Annotated in this window: 12 protein-coding genes; 4 read left to right on the plus strand and 8 right to left on the minus strand. The window is 74.1% G+C overall.

All coding sequences use genetic code 11. The features are described from left to right. Window positions 1-28 precede the first annotated feature (28 nt). Together CHF16_RS31180 and CHF16_RS31185 are read left to right on the plus strand one after the other, a co-directional pair. Complete coding sequence (locus CHF16_RS31180) at window positions 29-514, plus strand: carboxymuconolactone decarboxylase family protein (protein WP_089329768.1); 486 nt, start codon at window positions 29-31, stop codon at window positions 512-514. Window positions 515-659: 145 nt separating this feature from the next. Next, the gene (locus CHF16_RS31185; RefSeq protein WP_089329742.1) at window positions 660-2,117 is read left to right on the plus strand and encodes an MFS transporter; all 1,458 of its coding nucleotides are present in this window, start codon (window positions 660-662) and stop codon (window positions 2,115-2,117) included. A gap of 35 nt (window positions 2,118-2,152) precedes the next feature. On the opposite strand, the gene CHF16_RS31190 is transcribed toward CHF16_RS31185, so the two are convergent. Further along, the gene (locus CHF16_RS31190) at window positions 2,153-2,662 is read right to left on the minus strand and encodes a flavin reductase family protein (protein WP_089329743.1); all 510 of its coding nucleotides are present in this window, start codon (window positions 2,660-2,662) and stop codon (window positions 2,153-2,155) included. Continuing rightward, a complete protein-coding gene (locus tag CHF16_RS31195; protein WP_089329744.1) occupies window positions 2,659-4,560 on the minus strand; it encodes an HAD-IIIC family phosphatase in 1,902 nt (633 codons plus the stop codon). Before CHF16_RS31195 ends, CHF16_RS31190 begins: the two co-directional genes overlap by 4 nt. A 300-nt stretch (window positions 4,561-4,860) precedes the next feature. Between CHF16_RS31195 and CHF16_RS31200 the strand changes: the two genes are divergently transcribed. Further along, window positions 4,861-5,574: an AfsR/SARP family transcriptional regulator gene (locus tag CHF16_RS31200; RefSeq protein WP_218826928.1), complete on the plus strand. Its 714-nt coding sequence runs from the start codon at window positions 4,861-4,863 to the stop codon at window positions 5,572-5,574. Then, the gene (locus tag CHF16_RS31205; protein WP_089329746.1) at window positions 5,571-6,320 is read left to right on the plus strand and encodes a thioesterase II family protein; all 750 of its coding nucleotides are present in this window, start codon (window positions 5,571-5,573) and stop codon (window positions 6,318-6,320) included. The genes CHF16_RS31200 and CHF16_RS31205 overlap by 4 nt, the downstream gene beginning before the upstream one ends. A 21-nt stretch (window positions 6,321-6,341) precedes the next feature. Here CHF16_RS31205 and CHF16_RS31210 read toward each other — a convergent pair whose 3' ends face one another. The 6 genes from CHF16_RS31210 to CHF16_RS31235 form a co-directional block, all read right to left on the minus strand. Beyond that, complete coding sequence (locus CHF16_RS31210; RefSeq protein ID WP_089329747.1) at window positions 6,342-7,574, minus strand: cytochrome P450; 1,233 nt, start codon at window positions 7,572-7,574, stop codon at window positions 6,342-6,344. A gap of 12 nt (window positions 7,575-7,586) precedes the next feature. Continuing rightward, window positions 7,587-9,434 carry a dipeptide ABC transporter ATP-binding protein gene (locus tag CHF16_RS41615; RefSeq protein WP_089329748.1) on the minus strand — a complete coding sequence of 616 codons (1,848 nt, stop codon included), beginning with the start codon at window positions 9,432-9,434 and terminating at the stop codon, window positions 7,587-7,589. Next, on the minus strand, window positions 9,412-10,290 hold the full coding sequence (locus CHF16_RS31220) for an ABC transporter permease (protein WP_089329749.1): 879 nt from the start codon (window positions 10,288-10,290) through the stop codon (window positions 9,412-9,414). Before CHF16_RS31220 ends, CHF16_RS41615 begins: the two co-directional genes overlap by 23 nt. 21 nt (window positions 10,291-10,311) lie before the next feature. Further along, a complete protein-coding gene (locus CHF16_RS31225; RefSeq protein WP_089329750.1) occupies window positions 10,312-11,247 on the minus strand; it encodes an ABC transporter permease in 936 nt (311 codons plus the stop codon). An 11-nt stretch (window positions 11,248-11,258) separates the two neighbouring features. After that, window positions 11,259-12,887, minus strand: a complete 1,629-nt coding sequence (locus CHF16_RS31230) for an ABC transporter substrate-binding protein (protein WP_089329751.1) — start codon at window positions 12,885-12,887, stop codon at window positions 11,259-11,261. Window positions 12,888-13,114: 227 nt separating this feature from the next. Beyond that, window positions 13,115-14,596 (minus strand): MFS transporter, encoded by a 1,482-nt coding sequence (locus tag CHF16_RS31235; protein ID WP_089329752.1) that lies wholly within the window; start codon window positions 14,594-14,596, stop codon window positions 13,115-13,117. Window positions 14,597-14,610 lie beyond the last annotated feature (14 nt).

Raw genomic sequence — 14,610 nt, forward strand, 5'->3', positions numbered from 1 at the left:
GTCTTCCGGGGCCCTTAGCGTGCTGGTCATGACGCACGAGAACATCACCGTCCCCGCTGCCCGGGTCAACTTCGCCAAGGCCGCCCCCAAGGCGTTCAAGGCTCTGATCGGTTTCGACGCCGCGGCGCGCGAGGGCCTGGACCCCGCACTGGTCGAACTGGTCCAGATCCGCGCCTCGCAGCTCAACGGGTGCGCCTACTGCCTGCACATGCACACCTCCGACGCCCGCAAGGCCGACGAGAGCGAGGAGCGGCTCCACATGATCGCCGTCTGGCGCGAGGCGGCGGGCTTCTTCACCGACCGTGAGCGGGCGGCGCTCGACCTCACCGAGGCCGTCACCCTGGTCTCGCGGGACGGCGTCCCCGACGCGGTCTACGCCCGCGCCGCCGAGCTGTTCGGGGAGGACGAGCTGGCGCGGCTGCTGGCCCTGACCTTCACGATCAACACCTGGAACCGCATCGCCATCAGCACCGCGAAGGTGCCGGGCACCGACGAGCGGGCGCCCCGCCCGTGACCGCCGCCGCGACGCGCGAACACCGGCCATCGCCTCCTCTGACAGTGCCGGTCCGGACGTCCGGACCGATCCGCACGCCCCTGACTCGGACGCCGGGCCGCCTCCGCGCCCGCCGTCCTCCCCTCTGATGAAAGGTGTCCTCCCCATGGCAGACGACCGGAACGGACCGGCGCGGTTCCGCCGGCCGGCCGCGGCGCTGGCGCTGCTGGCCTTCGCCCAGCTGATCATTTCCCTGGACTACAACATCGTGTACGTGGCACTGCCGGAGATCGGCTCCGAGCTGGGCTTCTCGGCGCAGACCCTGCAATGGGTGATCAGCGCCTACGCGGTGGCGTTCGGCGGGTTCCTGCTGCTGGGCGGCCGCGCGGTGGACCTGTTCGGCCCGCGCCGCATCTTCATGGCCGGGCTCGCGCTGTACGCGGTGTCATCCCTGGCGGGCGGGCTGGCCGGCTCCCCGGTACCGCTGGTGGCGGCCCGGGCGGTGCAGGGCCTGGGCGGGGCGCTGCTGTTCCCCGCCACGCTGACGCTGGTGTCCACCGGGTTCGCCGAAGGACGCGAACGCAACCGGGCGTTCGCGGTGTGGGGCACCGCCGGCGGCAGCGGCATGATCCTGGGTTCGCTGCTCGGCGGCGTGCTCACCCAGGCGTTCGGCTGGGCCGCGGTGTTCTACGTCAACGTGCCGCTGGCCGTCGCCGCGGCGCTGCTGGCCCTGCCGCTGATCCCGCGCGACGCCGTCCGGCGGGCGGGCCGCCGGTTCGACGTGGCCGGCGCGCTGACCGCGACGGCCGGGACGACGCTGGTGGTGTTCACGCTGGTGCAGGGGCCCGAGTCCGGCTGGGGCGCGCCGTCCGTGGTGGGCGCGGCGGGCCTCGGCGCGGTGCTGCTGGCGGCGTTCGTCGCGATCGAGGCTCGCAGCGCCGACCCGCTGCTGCCGCTGCGGCTGCTGCGCGGCCGCGACCTGTCCACCGGCGCGCTGGTCACGTTCCTGTACATGGCCACTTTCGGCACCCTGCTGTACTTCCTGACCGTCTACTTCCAGGTCGTACGCGGGTACGACGCGCTGCGCACCGGGCTGGCCTTCCTGGTCCCGATGGCCGCGATCGTCGCCGGGTCCCAGCTCGCCGGGCGGCTGGCGACGGCCCGCGGCCCGCGCACCGCGATGCTCGCGAGCCTGGCCGTCGGCGGCGCCGGCACCCTCGTCCTCGGCGCGAGCCTCGGCACCGGTGGCTCGTACCTGAGCCTGCTGCCCGGCCTGATCGTGCTGGGCGTCGGGCAGGGCGCGGGCTACACCCTGATGTTCGGGGCGGCCACCGCCGCCACCCCGGCCCACCAGCAGGGCATCGCCTCCGCGGTGGCCTCCACCACCCAGCAGATCGGTGGTGCCGTCGGCCTGGCCTTCCTGGTCGCCATCGCCAACGCCCCCACCGCGGACGTGACCGGGCCCGCCCTGCGCGCGGCCACCGCCGACGGGCTGCGCACCGCGGTGTTCGCCGCGGCCGCCGGGATGGCCCTCACCGCCCTGGCCGCCCTCGGATTCACCCGCCGCCCGCGGCCGAACCCGACGCGGACGACTGACGACACGGTCGAGCGCGTCGCCGCCTGATCCCGTTCCGCCGGATCCCCGGAGAGAAGGGCGGGTCAGGCCGGGAAGGCGCAGGTGCCGTAGCGGCCCTGGTAGAACACGAGGGGAGCGGTGGTGGAGGCGATCTCCATGTGCCGGACGAGGGCCACCGCGATCTCGTGGTCGCCGGCCGGGTGGAGGTCCCGGATCTCGCACTCCAGCCAGGCGAGCGTCCCGTCCAGGACGGGCAGCCCGGACGGCGACGGGGTCCAGGGCACCCCGGCGAACTTGTCCCTGCCGGACGCGCTCAGCCGCCAGGAGGTCGCCTGCTGGTGCTCGGCCAGGATGTTGACGCAGATCCGGCCGTCCTGGCGGAGGTGGGGCCAGGTCCGGCTGGAGTGGGCGGCGCAGACCGACACCAGCGGCGGGTCCAGGGACACCGAGCTGAACGCGTTGACGATCATGCCGGTCGGCGAGCCCTCGACCAGGCCGGTCACCGCCGTGACGCCCGTCGCGAAGTGCCCCAGGACCTTGCGGAAGGCGTCCCGCGCCGACGGTTCGGCGGGCTGGACGGGATGCGCCGTCACGAGCGGCCCCCGGCGAGCGGCGCGTCGAGGGGGAGTTCGTCCACCAGGGTGAGATGGGGCGGCGGCTCGGCGATCTCCGTGAGGTCGTGCCGGAACCGGTGGCCGCCGCCCGGTACCGGGGCGAACCCGTTCCGCCGGTAGAAGTCGGCGACCTTGCCGTTCTTCGCGGTCGGGCGGTATTCGCCGAGCACGGCGTCCGCGCCGGTCGCCGCCGCGTGCCGCAGGACGGCGAGCAGGCAGGCCCGCTCGATGCCCCGGGAGAACACGCGGCAGCTCAGCAGGAAGTCGTCGATGTGCACGGCCGCGCCCTCGCGGCGGAGCAGGATCGCGCCGACGAGTCCGTTGTCGCCGAACCGGTCGGCGGAGTGGACGGCCAGCACGAGGGTTCCGGGCGCGGCGGTCAGGGCGGCGACGTCGGCGGGCTGGAGCCGCCGGGTCGTCAGGTTGAACTGGTTGGTCCGCAGGGTGAGCTGCGAGATCCGGGGGATCTGCGCCTCGGTGGCGGGGGCGATCCGGACGCGCACGTCCAGCTCGGCGAGGTAGTCCTGCACCGAGTCGAAGGAGTCGAGGAAGTCGCGGCGGGCGAGGTCGCCGCGGTAGCGGGCCGGACGGGCCCGGTCGTCGGCGGTGAGCCGCCGGGCGTCGAACCAGCCCCCCGCCAGCAGCCGGTCCGCGTGCTCGGCGGGTTCGTCGCCGAGCTGGACGACGGCCACGTCCGGCAGTTCGCGGCGGACCAGGCCGCACTCGAAGGCGCTGTCGTCGACGAAGACGAGGGAGTCGACCGCGAGGTTGAGGTCGGCGGCGAGGTCCCTCAGGTTGTCGTGCTTGGGACGCCAGTTCGCGACCACCCGGACGAAGTCGTCCTCCCGCAGCGTCATCTCCGGGTGCTCGCGCAGCACGCCCGCCACCGGCTCGGCGTCGTTCTTGGTGACGGCGGCCAGCAGCACCCCCTGGGACGCGAGCTGCTTGACCGTCCGCTGGAAGGCGGTGAAGGCGCGGCCCCGGTATCCGGCCGCGACCTCGATCCCGTCGGCGCCGTCGTCGCCGAGGACCCCGCCCCACAGCGTGCCGTCGAGATCGACCACCAGGCACTTGCGGGTGCGGCCGCGCAGGTTGCGCGCGAGCGCCGCGGCCTCGCCGGCGTAGCGGCCCAGCAGCTCGCCCGACAGCGCAAGGCCGGCGTAGACGCCGAGCCGCCGGTCGACGGCCGGGACGCCCTCCGCGATCAGCGGGTCGAGGTCGAGGGTGACGACTGACGGGTTCTCCTCCCCGAGCCGCAGCAGCGTGCCGTTGGCCGCACGCCAGACGGCTCCGAGCCGGGCCCTGGACCGGTGGTCGGTGAGCTGCGCGGTGTAGTGCGAGGGGAGCGGGAGCGTGTTGAGGACGAGCGTGCCCCGGGCGTTGGCCGAGTGCCCGGCGGCCAGCCTCCCGATCAGCTGGACCTTCTCCGCCAGCACCCGTTCGACGTCGTCCGGGGTCCACGGGAGCGGGGTCTCGTCGAAGACGACGGTCGGGTCCAGCACGCACAGGGTCAGGTCGGGATCGGCGGCGTACAGCGCGCTGCCGGGATCGCCCAGGTCGAGGACGTAGCCGCCGAAGCCGCCGACGTACGGGCGCAGCAGCAGCCCGTCCCGGGCCAGCCGGCCGGTGAGCTCGGGGATCAGCGGGTCCAGCGTGCCGTGCCCGACGACCGCCACGGTGACGGCGGGGACGTCCGGGTGCGCGGCCAGGATCTCGTCCGGGTCGAGCCGGGCGAGCACCAGACCGGCCCGGCGCAGCGCGTCGCGGTCGGCGCCGGCCAGCAGCCGGGGCACGGCGGAGTACTCGGCGACGAGACGTCCGGCCCGTGCCAGCGCCGCGATGTCGGTGGGGGAACTCATCGCACTCGGGGAACTCATCGGGCTCTTTCCGGCTCGGGGAGGGGCGTCGCGACCATGCTGCGGACGGCGGCTAAAGCGGTGCTAACGGTGTTGGCGCGGCCTCACCGGAGGAGCGCGGGGGCTTACGGGCTCATAAGTGCTTCCCGCAAGAGATACGTAGTTTCTCTGACGACGTGATCCTCCGCCCGTTGCGACGCTGGGAGACGCCCGTACGGCCTCGGCTATCGGAGCCGTGTGCCGAGCTCCCACTACGGAGGCGTCTTGAGATACGAGGTCCTGGGATCCCTGCGTGTGGTCAAGGACGGGGAGATTGTGACGGTGAGTGCGAGGAAGGTGGAGATCGTGCTCGCCACGCTCCTCATCCGCGCCAACCAGGTGGTGTCGATCGAGCAGCTCAGCACCGAGATCTGGGGCGAGCATCCGCCCCAGCGGGCGACGGCGGCCCTGTACGTCTACATCTCGCAGTTACGCAAGCTGCTGTCGCCCGCCACGGGCGGGCCCGGGCCGATCATCACCCGGGCCCCCGGCTACCTGCTGCGGTTTGACCGCGACGAGCTCGACCTCGCCGTCTTCGAGTCGCTGGTGGCGCGCGGCCGCGAGTTCATGCGGGAGCAGCGCTACGAGGCGGCCCGGGCGGAGTTCGAACGGGCGCTGGCGATGTGGCGCGGTCCGGTGCTGAGCGACCTGCGGGAGGGGCCGATCATCAACGGCTTCGCGTTCTGGCTGGAGGAGATCCGGCTGGAGTGCAACGAGATGCTGGTGGAGGCCAAGCTGCGGCTGGGCCGGCACCGGGAGCTGGTCAGCGTGCTGCGCCAGCTCACCGCGGAGCATCCCCTGCACGAGGCCTTCTACCGGCAGCTCATGCTGGCGCTGGACCACTCCGAGCGGCGGGCCGACGCGCTGGACGTCTACGCGAAGGCGCGCGCGACGCTCCAGCGGGAGCTGGGCCTGGAGCCGGGGCCCCACCTGCGCGAGCTGTGGCGGTCCATCCAGCGGTCCGGAGAGGTGCACGAGTACCGGGAGGCCGGATGAGCGCCGCCGACCGGTGGCTGCGCCGCTTCCACCCCGCACCGGACGCCCGGGTGCGGCTGGTGTGCTTCCCGCACGCCGGCGGCTCGGCGTCCGCCTTCCACTGGCTCTCCGAGCGGCTGGCCCCGCAGGTGGAGGTGCTGGCCGTCCAGTACCCGGGGCGGCAGGACCGGCGGCACGAGCCGCTCGTCGACGACGTGCTGGCCCTCGCCCGGTCGGCCTACGAGACCGTGGCGGGCCTGGGCGGCGAGCCGCCCGCGCTGTTCGGGCACAGCATGGGCGCGACCCTGGCGTACGAGGTCGCGCGGCTGCTGGAGCACGAGGCGGGGGTCCGGCCCCGGGCCCTGTTCGTGTCGGGGCGGCGCGCCCCGTCCCGGATCCGCCCGGAGCGGGTGCGGTTCGGCGACGACGAGGCGCTGGTGGCGGAGCTGAACCGGCTCAGCGGCACCGACCTGCGGGTGCTGGGGGACGAGGAGATGCGCCGGCTCGTCCTGCCGGTGGTGCGCGCGGACTACACCGCGATCGAACGCTACCGGCGGCCGCCGGGCCCCGACCCCACCTGCCCGCTCTGGGTCCTCGCCGGGGACGCCGACCCGCTGACGACCCTGGACGAGGCCGGGGACTGGGAGCGGCACACCACCGCCGGCGCGACCCTGCGGGTGTTCCCCGGCGGCCACTTCTTCATCGACCGCCACCAGCGCGAGATCGGGGACCTGGTCGCCGGCGCGCTGACCGTCCGCACCGGCTGAACCGACGCCCCCGCCGGCCCGTCACCAGGTGACGGGCAGTTCGGTTATCCCCTGGACGATCATTCCCTCGGTCCACGGCACCTCGGGGGCCGGGACGGCCAGCCGGAGGCCGGGCAGCCTGCGGGTGAGGGTCTCCAGTGCCACCTGGACCTCCTGCCGGGCCAGGCCCGCGCCCACGCAGTAGTGGGCGCCCTGGCCGAAGGCGAGGTGCCCGCGCGCGGCCTCGGTGTCCTCGCCCGCCGCGTACCGGTCGATGTCGAACCGCTCCGGCGCGGGGTAGACCGCCGGGTCCCGGTTCGCGATGGTGATCGCGGGGAGCACGACCTCGCCCTTGCGGACCGGGCCGGACGGCAGCTCGACGTCCTCCAGCGCGACGCGCAGCCCGCCGTCGACCGGCATCTCGCGGCGCAGCAGCTCCTCCGCGGCCGCCGGGATCCGCGCCGGGTCCGCCGCCAGCCGGGCGTAGCCGCCGCTGACCAGGAGCGTGAAGACGGCGCGGGTGAGCAGGTTCGCGGTGGTGCCGTGCCCGGCGACGATCAGCGACATGGTGAGCCGGACCAGCTCGGGCTCGGTCAGCGAGCCGCGGTCGTCGGCCGCGCTGATCAGCGCGTCGATCAGCGAGTCGCCGGGGTGCTCGCGCCGGTACTGGATGAGCGACCGGTGGTAGCCCGCGAACTCCTCCCGGGCCACCGCGCGGTCCCGGGCGGTGAACGCGGTGGTGGACAGGAACGCGGTGGTCCACCGGCGGAACTGCTCGTGGTCGTCGGCGGGCACGCCGAGCAGCGCGCAGATCACGCGCACCGGGAGGACGAAGGAGAAGCCGGAGACCAGGTCGGCGGGCGCCGGACCGGAGCCGAACTCCTCCACCAGCTCCTCGGTGATGCTCTCCACCCGCGGCTGCCAGGCCTGGAGGCGGCGGGGCGTGAACGCCCCCGACACCAGCTTGCGCAGCCGGGTGTGGCGGGGCGGGTCCATGTTGATCAACGCGTCGGGGTCGTGGTGCACGTCGGCCGCGTCGACCACGCGCGGCGCGCCCGGATAGCCGAGCTCCCGGCTGAACACCGGATTCTGGAGGACGACGAGGACGTCCTCGTAGCGGGTCGCCATGGTGACCTGGTCGCCGCTGGGCAGCCGAACCGGGCACAGCGGCCGGTCGTCGGGCCTGCCCTCGGCGTAGGACAGCGGGGGCGCGTAGTCGGGCGCGAGGTCGATCGGGCATCGGCCCGGGGTCGGCGGGACGGGGGCGTCGGTCATGGCTTCTCCTGATCAGAGGGTGTGATCGACGGGCTGGTCCGCCGCCGGTTCCGGCACGGCCAGTGCGGGCAGGGCGGACAGCAGCGTCCGGGTGTAGGGGGCGCGCGGGGCGTTGAAGACCTGGTCGACCGGGCCGCTCTCCACCACCCGCGCCTCGCGCATGACCAGCACCCGGTCGCTGAGGTGGTGCACGACGCCCAGGTCGTGGGAGATGAACAGCAGTGCCATGCCCAGGTCGTCGCGGAGTTCGGCGAACAGGTCGAGGATCTGGGCCTGCACCGAGACGTCGAGCGCGGAGACGGGCTCGTCGCAGACGATGACGTCGGGTTCGGAGGCGAGGGCCCGCGCGATGGCCACCCGCTGGCGCTGCCCGCCCGACAGCCGGACGGGGTGCCGCCGCAGGAAGCCGGCGTCCAGTCCGACCCGCTCCAGCAGCGCCACGACGGTGTCGCGGCGGCCCCGCGCGGCCAGTGCCCCGGACGCGCCGACGGCCTCCGCGACCACGCGTTCCACGGTGTAGCGCGGATCGAACGAGGCCATCGGGTCCTGCTGGACGAACCGGATGCGGTCGCGCAGCGGACGCCGCGCGGACTCCGGCGCGGGGGACCACGGCCGGTCCAGGAAGCGCACCGAGCCCCGGTCGGGCCGGACCAGCCCCAGGATGATCCCCGCCAGGGTGGTCTTCCCCGAGCCGGACTCGCCGACGACGCCGAGCGTCTCCCCCTCGCGCAGGGTCAGCGACACGTCCTCCACGGCGGGACGGCGGGTCCGGTCCGGGCCGGGGTAGGACTTGGCGACACCGTCCACCTCGATGAGCGTCCGGGGTTCGGCGGCGGGCGCGCGCCGCGCGGAGGGGGCGGCGGGGCGGGCGGGTTCGCGGTCTCCGGTCCGGTGGCACCAGGACCGGTGCTCCGCGGTGAGGAGCACGGGCGCGGGATCCTCGGTCCGGCACAGGTCGACGGCCAGCGCGCACCGGTGCGCGTACCGGCAGCCGGACTCGGGGGCGGGACCGCTCTTCGCGGGTTCCGGCGGCATGAGCGGCGCGTTCCTGCGCCCGGCCGTGGGCACCGCGCCGAGCAGCCGCCGGGTATAGGGGTGCGCGGGGGAGCGCAGCACCCGCTCGGTCGGGCCGTGCTCGACGAAGCTCCCCCGGTGCATGACGGCGATCCGGTCGGCCATCCGGGCGACCACGGCGAGGTCATGGCTGATCAGCAGGAGCGCGACGCCGCGCCGGCGGAGCCCGTCCAGCAGGTCGAGGATCTCCGCCGCGACGGTGACGTCCAGCGCGGTGGTCGGCTCGTCGGCGATGATCAGGTCGGGGTCGGCGGCGATCGCGGAGGCGATCAGGGCGCGCTGGCGCAGCCCGCCCGACAGCTCGTGCGGGTACTGGCGGGCGCGCAGGCCCGGATCGGGCACGCTGGTGCGCTCCAGGAGGGAGACCACGCGGGCGGGCCGCTCCGCGCGGGGGAGGGTGCGGTGGTTGCCGATGGCCTCGGTCACCTCGGCCCCGACGGTGCGCACCGGGTCGAGGGAGGAGAGCGCGTCCTGCAGGACCATGCCGATCCGGCCGCCGCGGATCCGCCGCCACCGCCGATCGTCGATCGCCGTGAGGTCCTCGCCGTCCAGCTCGATCCCGCCGGTGACGGTCGACCCCCGGCCCGCCAGCCCCAGCAGCGCCCGTGCGGTCACGCTCTTGCCCGAGCCGGACTCGCCGACGATCGCCAGGCAGTCGCCCCGGTCCAGGGTGAAGCCGACCCCCCGGACCACCTCGGCGCGGTCCCGGCCGCCGCCGAAGGAGACCCGCAGCGCGTCGACCGACAGCAGCGGGCCCGCGGCCTCAGCGTCCTTTCTCCGCGACATCGGGCAGCCTCCCCTCGAATCGTCGCTGCAGGGCCCGGCCCGCCACGTTCACCGACACCACCGTCGCGGTGACCGCCACGCCGGGGAACACGGCCACCGTCCATGCGGAGTCGAGGAACTCGCGGCCCTCGGCGAGCATCGCGCCCCACTCCGGGGTGGGCGGTGCGGGGCCGAGCCCCAGGAAGCTCAGGGAGGAGCCCGCGATGATGGCGGTGCCCACGTGGATCATCGCCAGCACCAGCACCGGCGGGAGCGCGTTCGGCATCAGGTGCCGCAGGAACAGCGAGCGCGGCGGGCGGCCCAGCACCACGGCCGCGCGGACGTAGTCCGACTCCCGCACCAGCAGCGCCTGGCTCCGGGCGAGGCGGACGAACCCCGGCGTCAGCGAGCAGCCGATCGCGAGGGTGGCGTTACCGGTCCCCGGCCCGAGGACGGCGACGACCAGCAGCGCGAGGAGCAGCCCCGGGAACGCCAGGAAGACGTCCGACACGCGCATGATCGCCTCATCGACGGCGCGTCCCGCCGTGGCGGCCAGGACACCGAGGACCGACCCGGCCGACACGCCGATGGCGGTGGCGCCGAGTCCGATGGTCAGCGACGGGCGCGCGCCGTGCACGATCCTGCTGAGCAGGTCGCGGCCGAGCTGGTCGGTTCCCAGCGGGTGCGCCGCGCTCGGCGCGGCCAGCAGGTCGGGGCCGGTGGCGTCGGGCGGGGCCGGGGCCAGCAGGCTCGGCCAGACGAAGGCGAGCGCGACCAGCAGCAGGAAGCCGGTGGCCAGCAGCGGGCCGGGGCGCACCGCGAGGCGGCCCGGCCGGCCGAGGGCGCGGGTGAGCGCGGGGGCGGCGGGAAGGGTCATCGCGTCTCCAGGGGGATGGGGTCACCGGGCGGCCGCCGCGAGCCGGGGATCGATCACCCGGTACAGCCAGTCGACCAGCAGGTTGATCACCGTGAAGGCCACCGCGGCCACGATGACGACACCGGTGACCACCGGCAGGTCCCGGCCGCCGATCGCGGTGATCATCACCCGGCCGAGGCCCTGCCGGTTGAAGATGGTCTCGATCACGACCGCGCCGCTGAGCAGCGCGCCGAACGCCCAGCCGGCCAGCGTGATGGTCGGCAGCAGCGCGTGCCGCAGGGCGTGCCGGAGCAGCACGGCGGTGTCGCCGCTGCCCCGGGTGCGCGCGCTCAGCACGAACGGCTCCTCCAGGGCCCGCTCCAGCCCCTCGCGCAGCACCTGCGCGAACACCCCGGCCAGGCTCAGCCCCAGGGTGAGCGCCGGGAGCACCAGGGACGCGGGCCCCGCCCCGCCGGAGGCGGGGAACAGCTGCCACCGGAACGCGAACAGCGCCAGCAGCAGGACCCCGATCCAGAAGCTCGGGGAGGACGCCATGGTCAGCTCGAACGCCGTCGCCAGCGCCCGGAGCCGGCGCCGCCGCCCGGCGGTCGCGACCGCGAGGGCCAGCGCGAGCAGCGCCGCCACCGCGAGCCCGGCCAGGCCGAGCTCGACCGTCGGCCACAGCTGCGTCCCGATCACCCGCGCGACCGGTTCCTGGAGCTGGTAGGACCGGCCGAGGTCGCCGCGGAGCAGGTCGGCGAGATACGCGCCGTACTGCACGATGAGCGGCCGGTCCAGCCCGAGTTCCAGCCGGACCTGGGCGACCAGCTCGGGCGAGGCGGACGCGCCGCCCAGCATCACGCGGGCGGGGTCGCCCGGCGTCAGGTGCAGGCCGGCGAACGCGGCGGTCACCGCGCCCAGCGTCACCAGCACGCTGAGCAGCAGCCGGCGAACGAGCCAGCGGGCCGTGGCAGCCATGGTCGTCCCTTCTACGGCTTGAGCGAGGCTTCGTGGAACAAGGGCGTGGCCGAGGCGTCGAAGCCCAGCCCCGCCACCTTCTTCGACACCCCGAGCACGCGTTCCGGCACGTAGGTCGGGATCACCAGGGCGTGCGCGTTCAGGTGCAGCTGGATCCGGCTGTAGATCTGCCGGCGTTCGTCCGGGTCGGTGGATTCGGCGGCGTCGGTGAGCCAGCCGTCCAGCTTTCCGTCGGTGTACCGGAAGAAGTTGCCGCCGCCCTTCCCCGGGAAGCGGTCGGCCGCGTAGAAGTAACGGAGGATGTCCGGCTCCGGGCGGACGAAGCTGGCCCCCATCACGTCCATCCGGTCGCGGGCGGCGAGCACCTGCTGGGTCAGCGTCCCGGCGTCGACGCTCCGGAGGTCGACGTGGATCCCCACCCGCTTGGCCTGGGCCTGGATCGCCTGGGCGAGCACGTCCCGGCGGTCGCGGAACAACTGGGCCTGGTAGGGCCACCGCAGCGTCAGGCGCCTGCCGTCCTTGGTCCGGAAGCCCTCGGCGTCGCGTCCGGTCCAGCCCGCCTGGTCCAGCAGCCGCGCGCTGAGCGCGGGGTCGTACGGCCACGACCCGACGGTCTTGGGCTCGTACCCGACGGTGGCGGGGCTGAGCAGGCTCCAGGCGCGCGAGGCCCTGCCCATGTAGACGGACTTGACGATGGCGTCCATGTCCAGCGACCGCTGCAGGGCGACCCGGACCCGTTCGTCGGCCAGCACGCCCTTGGTCCCGTTGAGGAAGACGCCGAAGACCGCCCCGGGGACCTGAGCCCGCTTCACGGTGGCGCTCGACGACCGCTCCAGCGTCTTCATGTTGAGCGCCGGGACGTTGTCGATGGCGTGCACCTCGCCGCTGGTGAGCGCGCCCAGCCGGACGCTGTTCTCCGAGATGATCCGGAAGGTGAGCCGGGGGATCCGGGCCGCGCCCCGGTTCGCCGCGGTGGCGGGGCCCCAGGAGTACCCGGGGTTGCGGGCGAGGGTGATGCTCTTGGACCGGGTCCAGCCGACGAATCTGAAGGGTCCCGACCCCACGGGAGCGCCGCACAGCCCCCGGGCGTTCTTCTCGATCGACGCGGGGGACTGGATCCCCAGGTACGGAGTGCTCAGCGCCTGGAGGAACGCCGCGTTCGGTTCGTCCAGCCGAACCCGGACCGTGGTGGGGGAGACGACGTCCGAGCCCCGGTACCCGCGGATCAGGCTGGCCGCGTACCGCGACTTGGTCTTCGGGTCGACCGCGTGGTCGAGGGTGGCCTTGACGGCCGCCGCGTCGAGCGGCGTCCCGTCGTGGAACCGTACGCCCCGGCGGAGGGTGAAGGTGTAGGACCGGCCGTCGCGCCCCGCGGTCCACCGCTCGGCGAGCCAGGGATGGAACCTCCCGTCGGAGGACATCGCGACCAGCGAGTCGAAGATCGGCCGGTCCACGGTGGCCGTGACGTCGAGCGCGCTGTACTGCGGGTCCAGGCAGTCGGGTTCCATGTCCGTCGCGAAGACGAATCCCCTCCCCGCGTCCGCCGAGCCTCCGCCCGACGCGCATCCGGCGCTGGACAGGACCACCGCGATGCCGGCGGCGAGGACCACCCGGGCAGGACGGGACGGTCTCGGGATCATGAGCTGCTCCCCTTCGGCGTGGCGGTCGGGCGGTGCGCCGCCGCTGGCGCGCGGCGGGCTGTCCGAGTCTCCGGGGGGTTTCTAAAGCGCCTCTTAACACGGCGTTCCGGTCTCCGTCGCCCGCCCGGCCTCCGCCGGACCTCCGCCGGACCTCCGCCGGACCTCCGCCGGGCATGACCGAGCCGCGCCCCCCGGCGGGGAGCGCGGCTCGGGCGGGGATCATCCGGTCAGGTCTGAGCGGGCGGCTTGCGCACCTTGACGAAGACCAGCGTCACGATCAGCGACAGCACCGCGAAGACCGCACCCGCGAGGAACGCGGTCGCGATCCCGTGCGCGAGCCCCTCCTGCGCCCGCTGCGCGGCGGTGAGCGCCGGGTCCGGATCGTCCGCGGCGTTGCGCAGGGCGGTGCCGTAGACCGTGACGAGGATGGCGATGCCGAGGGAGCCGCCGACGCGCTGGAGCGTCTGGAGGGTGCCGGAGGCGGCCCCGGCGTCCTGCGGCGGCAGCCCGGCGAGGATCACCGCGCTGAGCGGCATGAAGCACAGCCCGACGCCCAGCCCGAACAGCACGGTCGGGCCCGCGACGTCGACCCAGTAGAGGCTGTCGGCCGACAGCCGGCTGAGCCAGAGGCTGGCGGCGACGGTGCCGACGATGCCGACCAGCGCGACGTTCTTGGAGCCCATTCTCGGGATGAGCTTGGGCGCGTAGCGCGCCGCCAGCAGCTGGGTGACCGCCATCGGCAGGAACGACAGCCCGGCCGTCAGCGGGCTGAACCTGAGCACCTCCTGCGCGAACTGGCTCAGGAAGAAGAACATGCTCGACATGGTCGCGGGCAGCAGGAACATGCAGAAGTACGCGGCCGACCGGGTGCGGTCGGCGAACAGCCGCAACGGCATGATCGCGTCCCGGGTCCGGGTCTCGATGGCCACGAACGCGGCAAGCAGCACGACGGCGATTCCGATGGACCACCGGGTCTGCCCGTCGCCCCAGCCGTTGGAGGCGGCCCGGATCAGCCCGTAGACCAGGGACGTCATGCCGATGGTGGAGGTCAGCGCGCCGGACAGGTCGAAGCGGGCGGGGTTGCGGGCGGATTCGGTGATGTACCGGTGGGACAGGACCGTGATCAGGGCGCCGAACGGCACGTTGACGAACATGACCCAGCGCCACGACGCGGTGGCGAGCACGCCGCCGAGGACCAGGCCGAGGACCATGCCGAACCCGGCGGCCATCGTGAACATGCCCAGCGCCTTGTTGCGCGCCTCCCCGGCGGGGAAGTTGGTGGCGATGAGGGCCAGTGAGCCGGGTGCCGCGAACGCCGCGCCGATGCCCTGGGCGGCCCGCGCCGCCAGCAGCGTCTCGCTGTTCTGGGCGATGCCGCCGACCAGCGAGGCGATCGTGAAGAGCGCCACGCCGAGCACGAACATGCGCCGGTGCCCGAAGACGTCGCTCAGCCGGCCGCCCAGCAGGAGCAGACCTCCGAAGGGCAGGGTGTACGCGCTGAGGACCCAGGCCAGGCCGGTCGGCGAGAAGTGCAGCTCCGCCTGGATGTCGGGCAGGGCGATGTTCACGATGGCGGTGTCGACGACCACCATCAGCTGCAGGGTGACGATGAGCGCGAGGGCGATGCCGAGGCCTCGTGCGGTTCTGTCCGCTCCCTCCGGTGCCTTGGTCCGCGGTGCGTCGCCCGCGGCGGCCGTGCGCTCTGACATGGGTCTCTCCTCGT

It is taken from the genome of Actinomadura meyerae (genome assembly GCF_900188445.1).
GTDB lineage: Bacteria > Actinomycetota > Actinomycetes > Streptosporangiales > Streptosporangiaceae > Spirillospora > Spirillospora meyerae.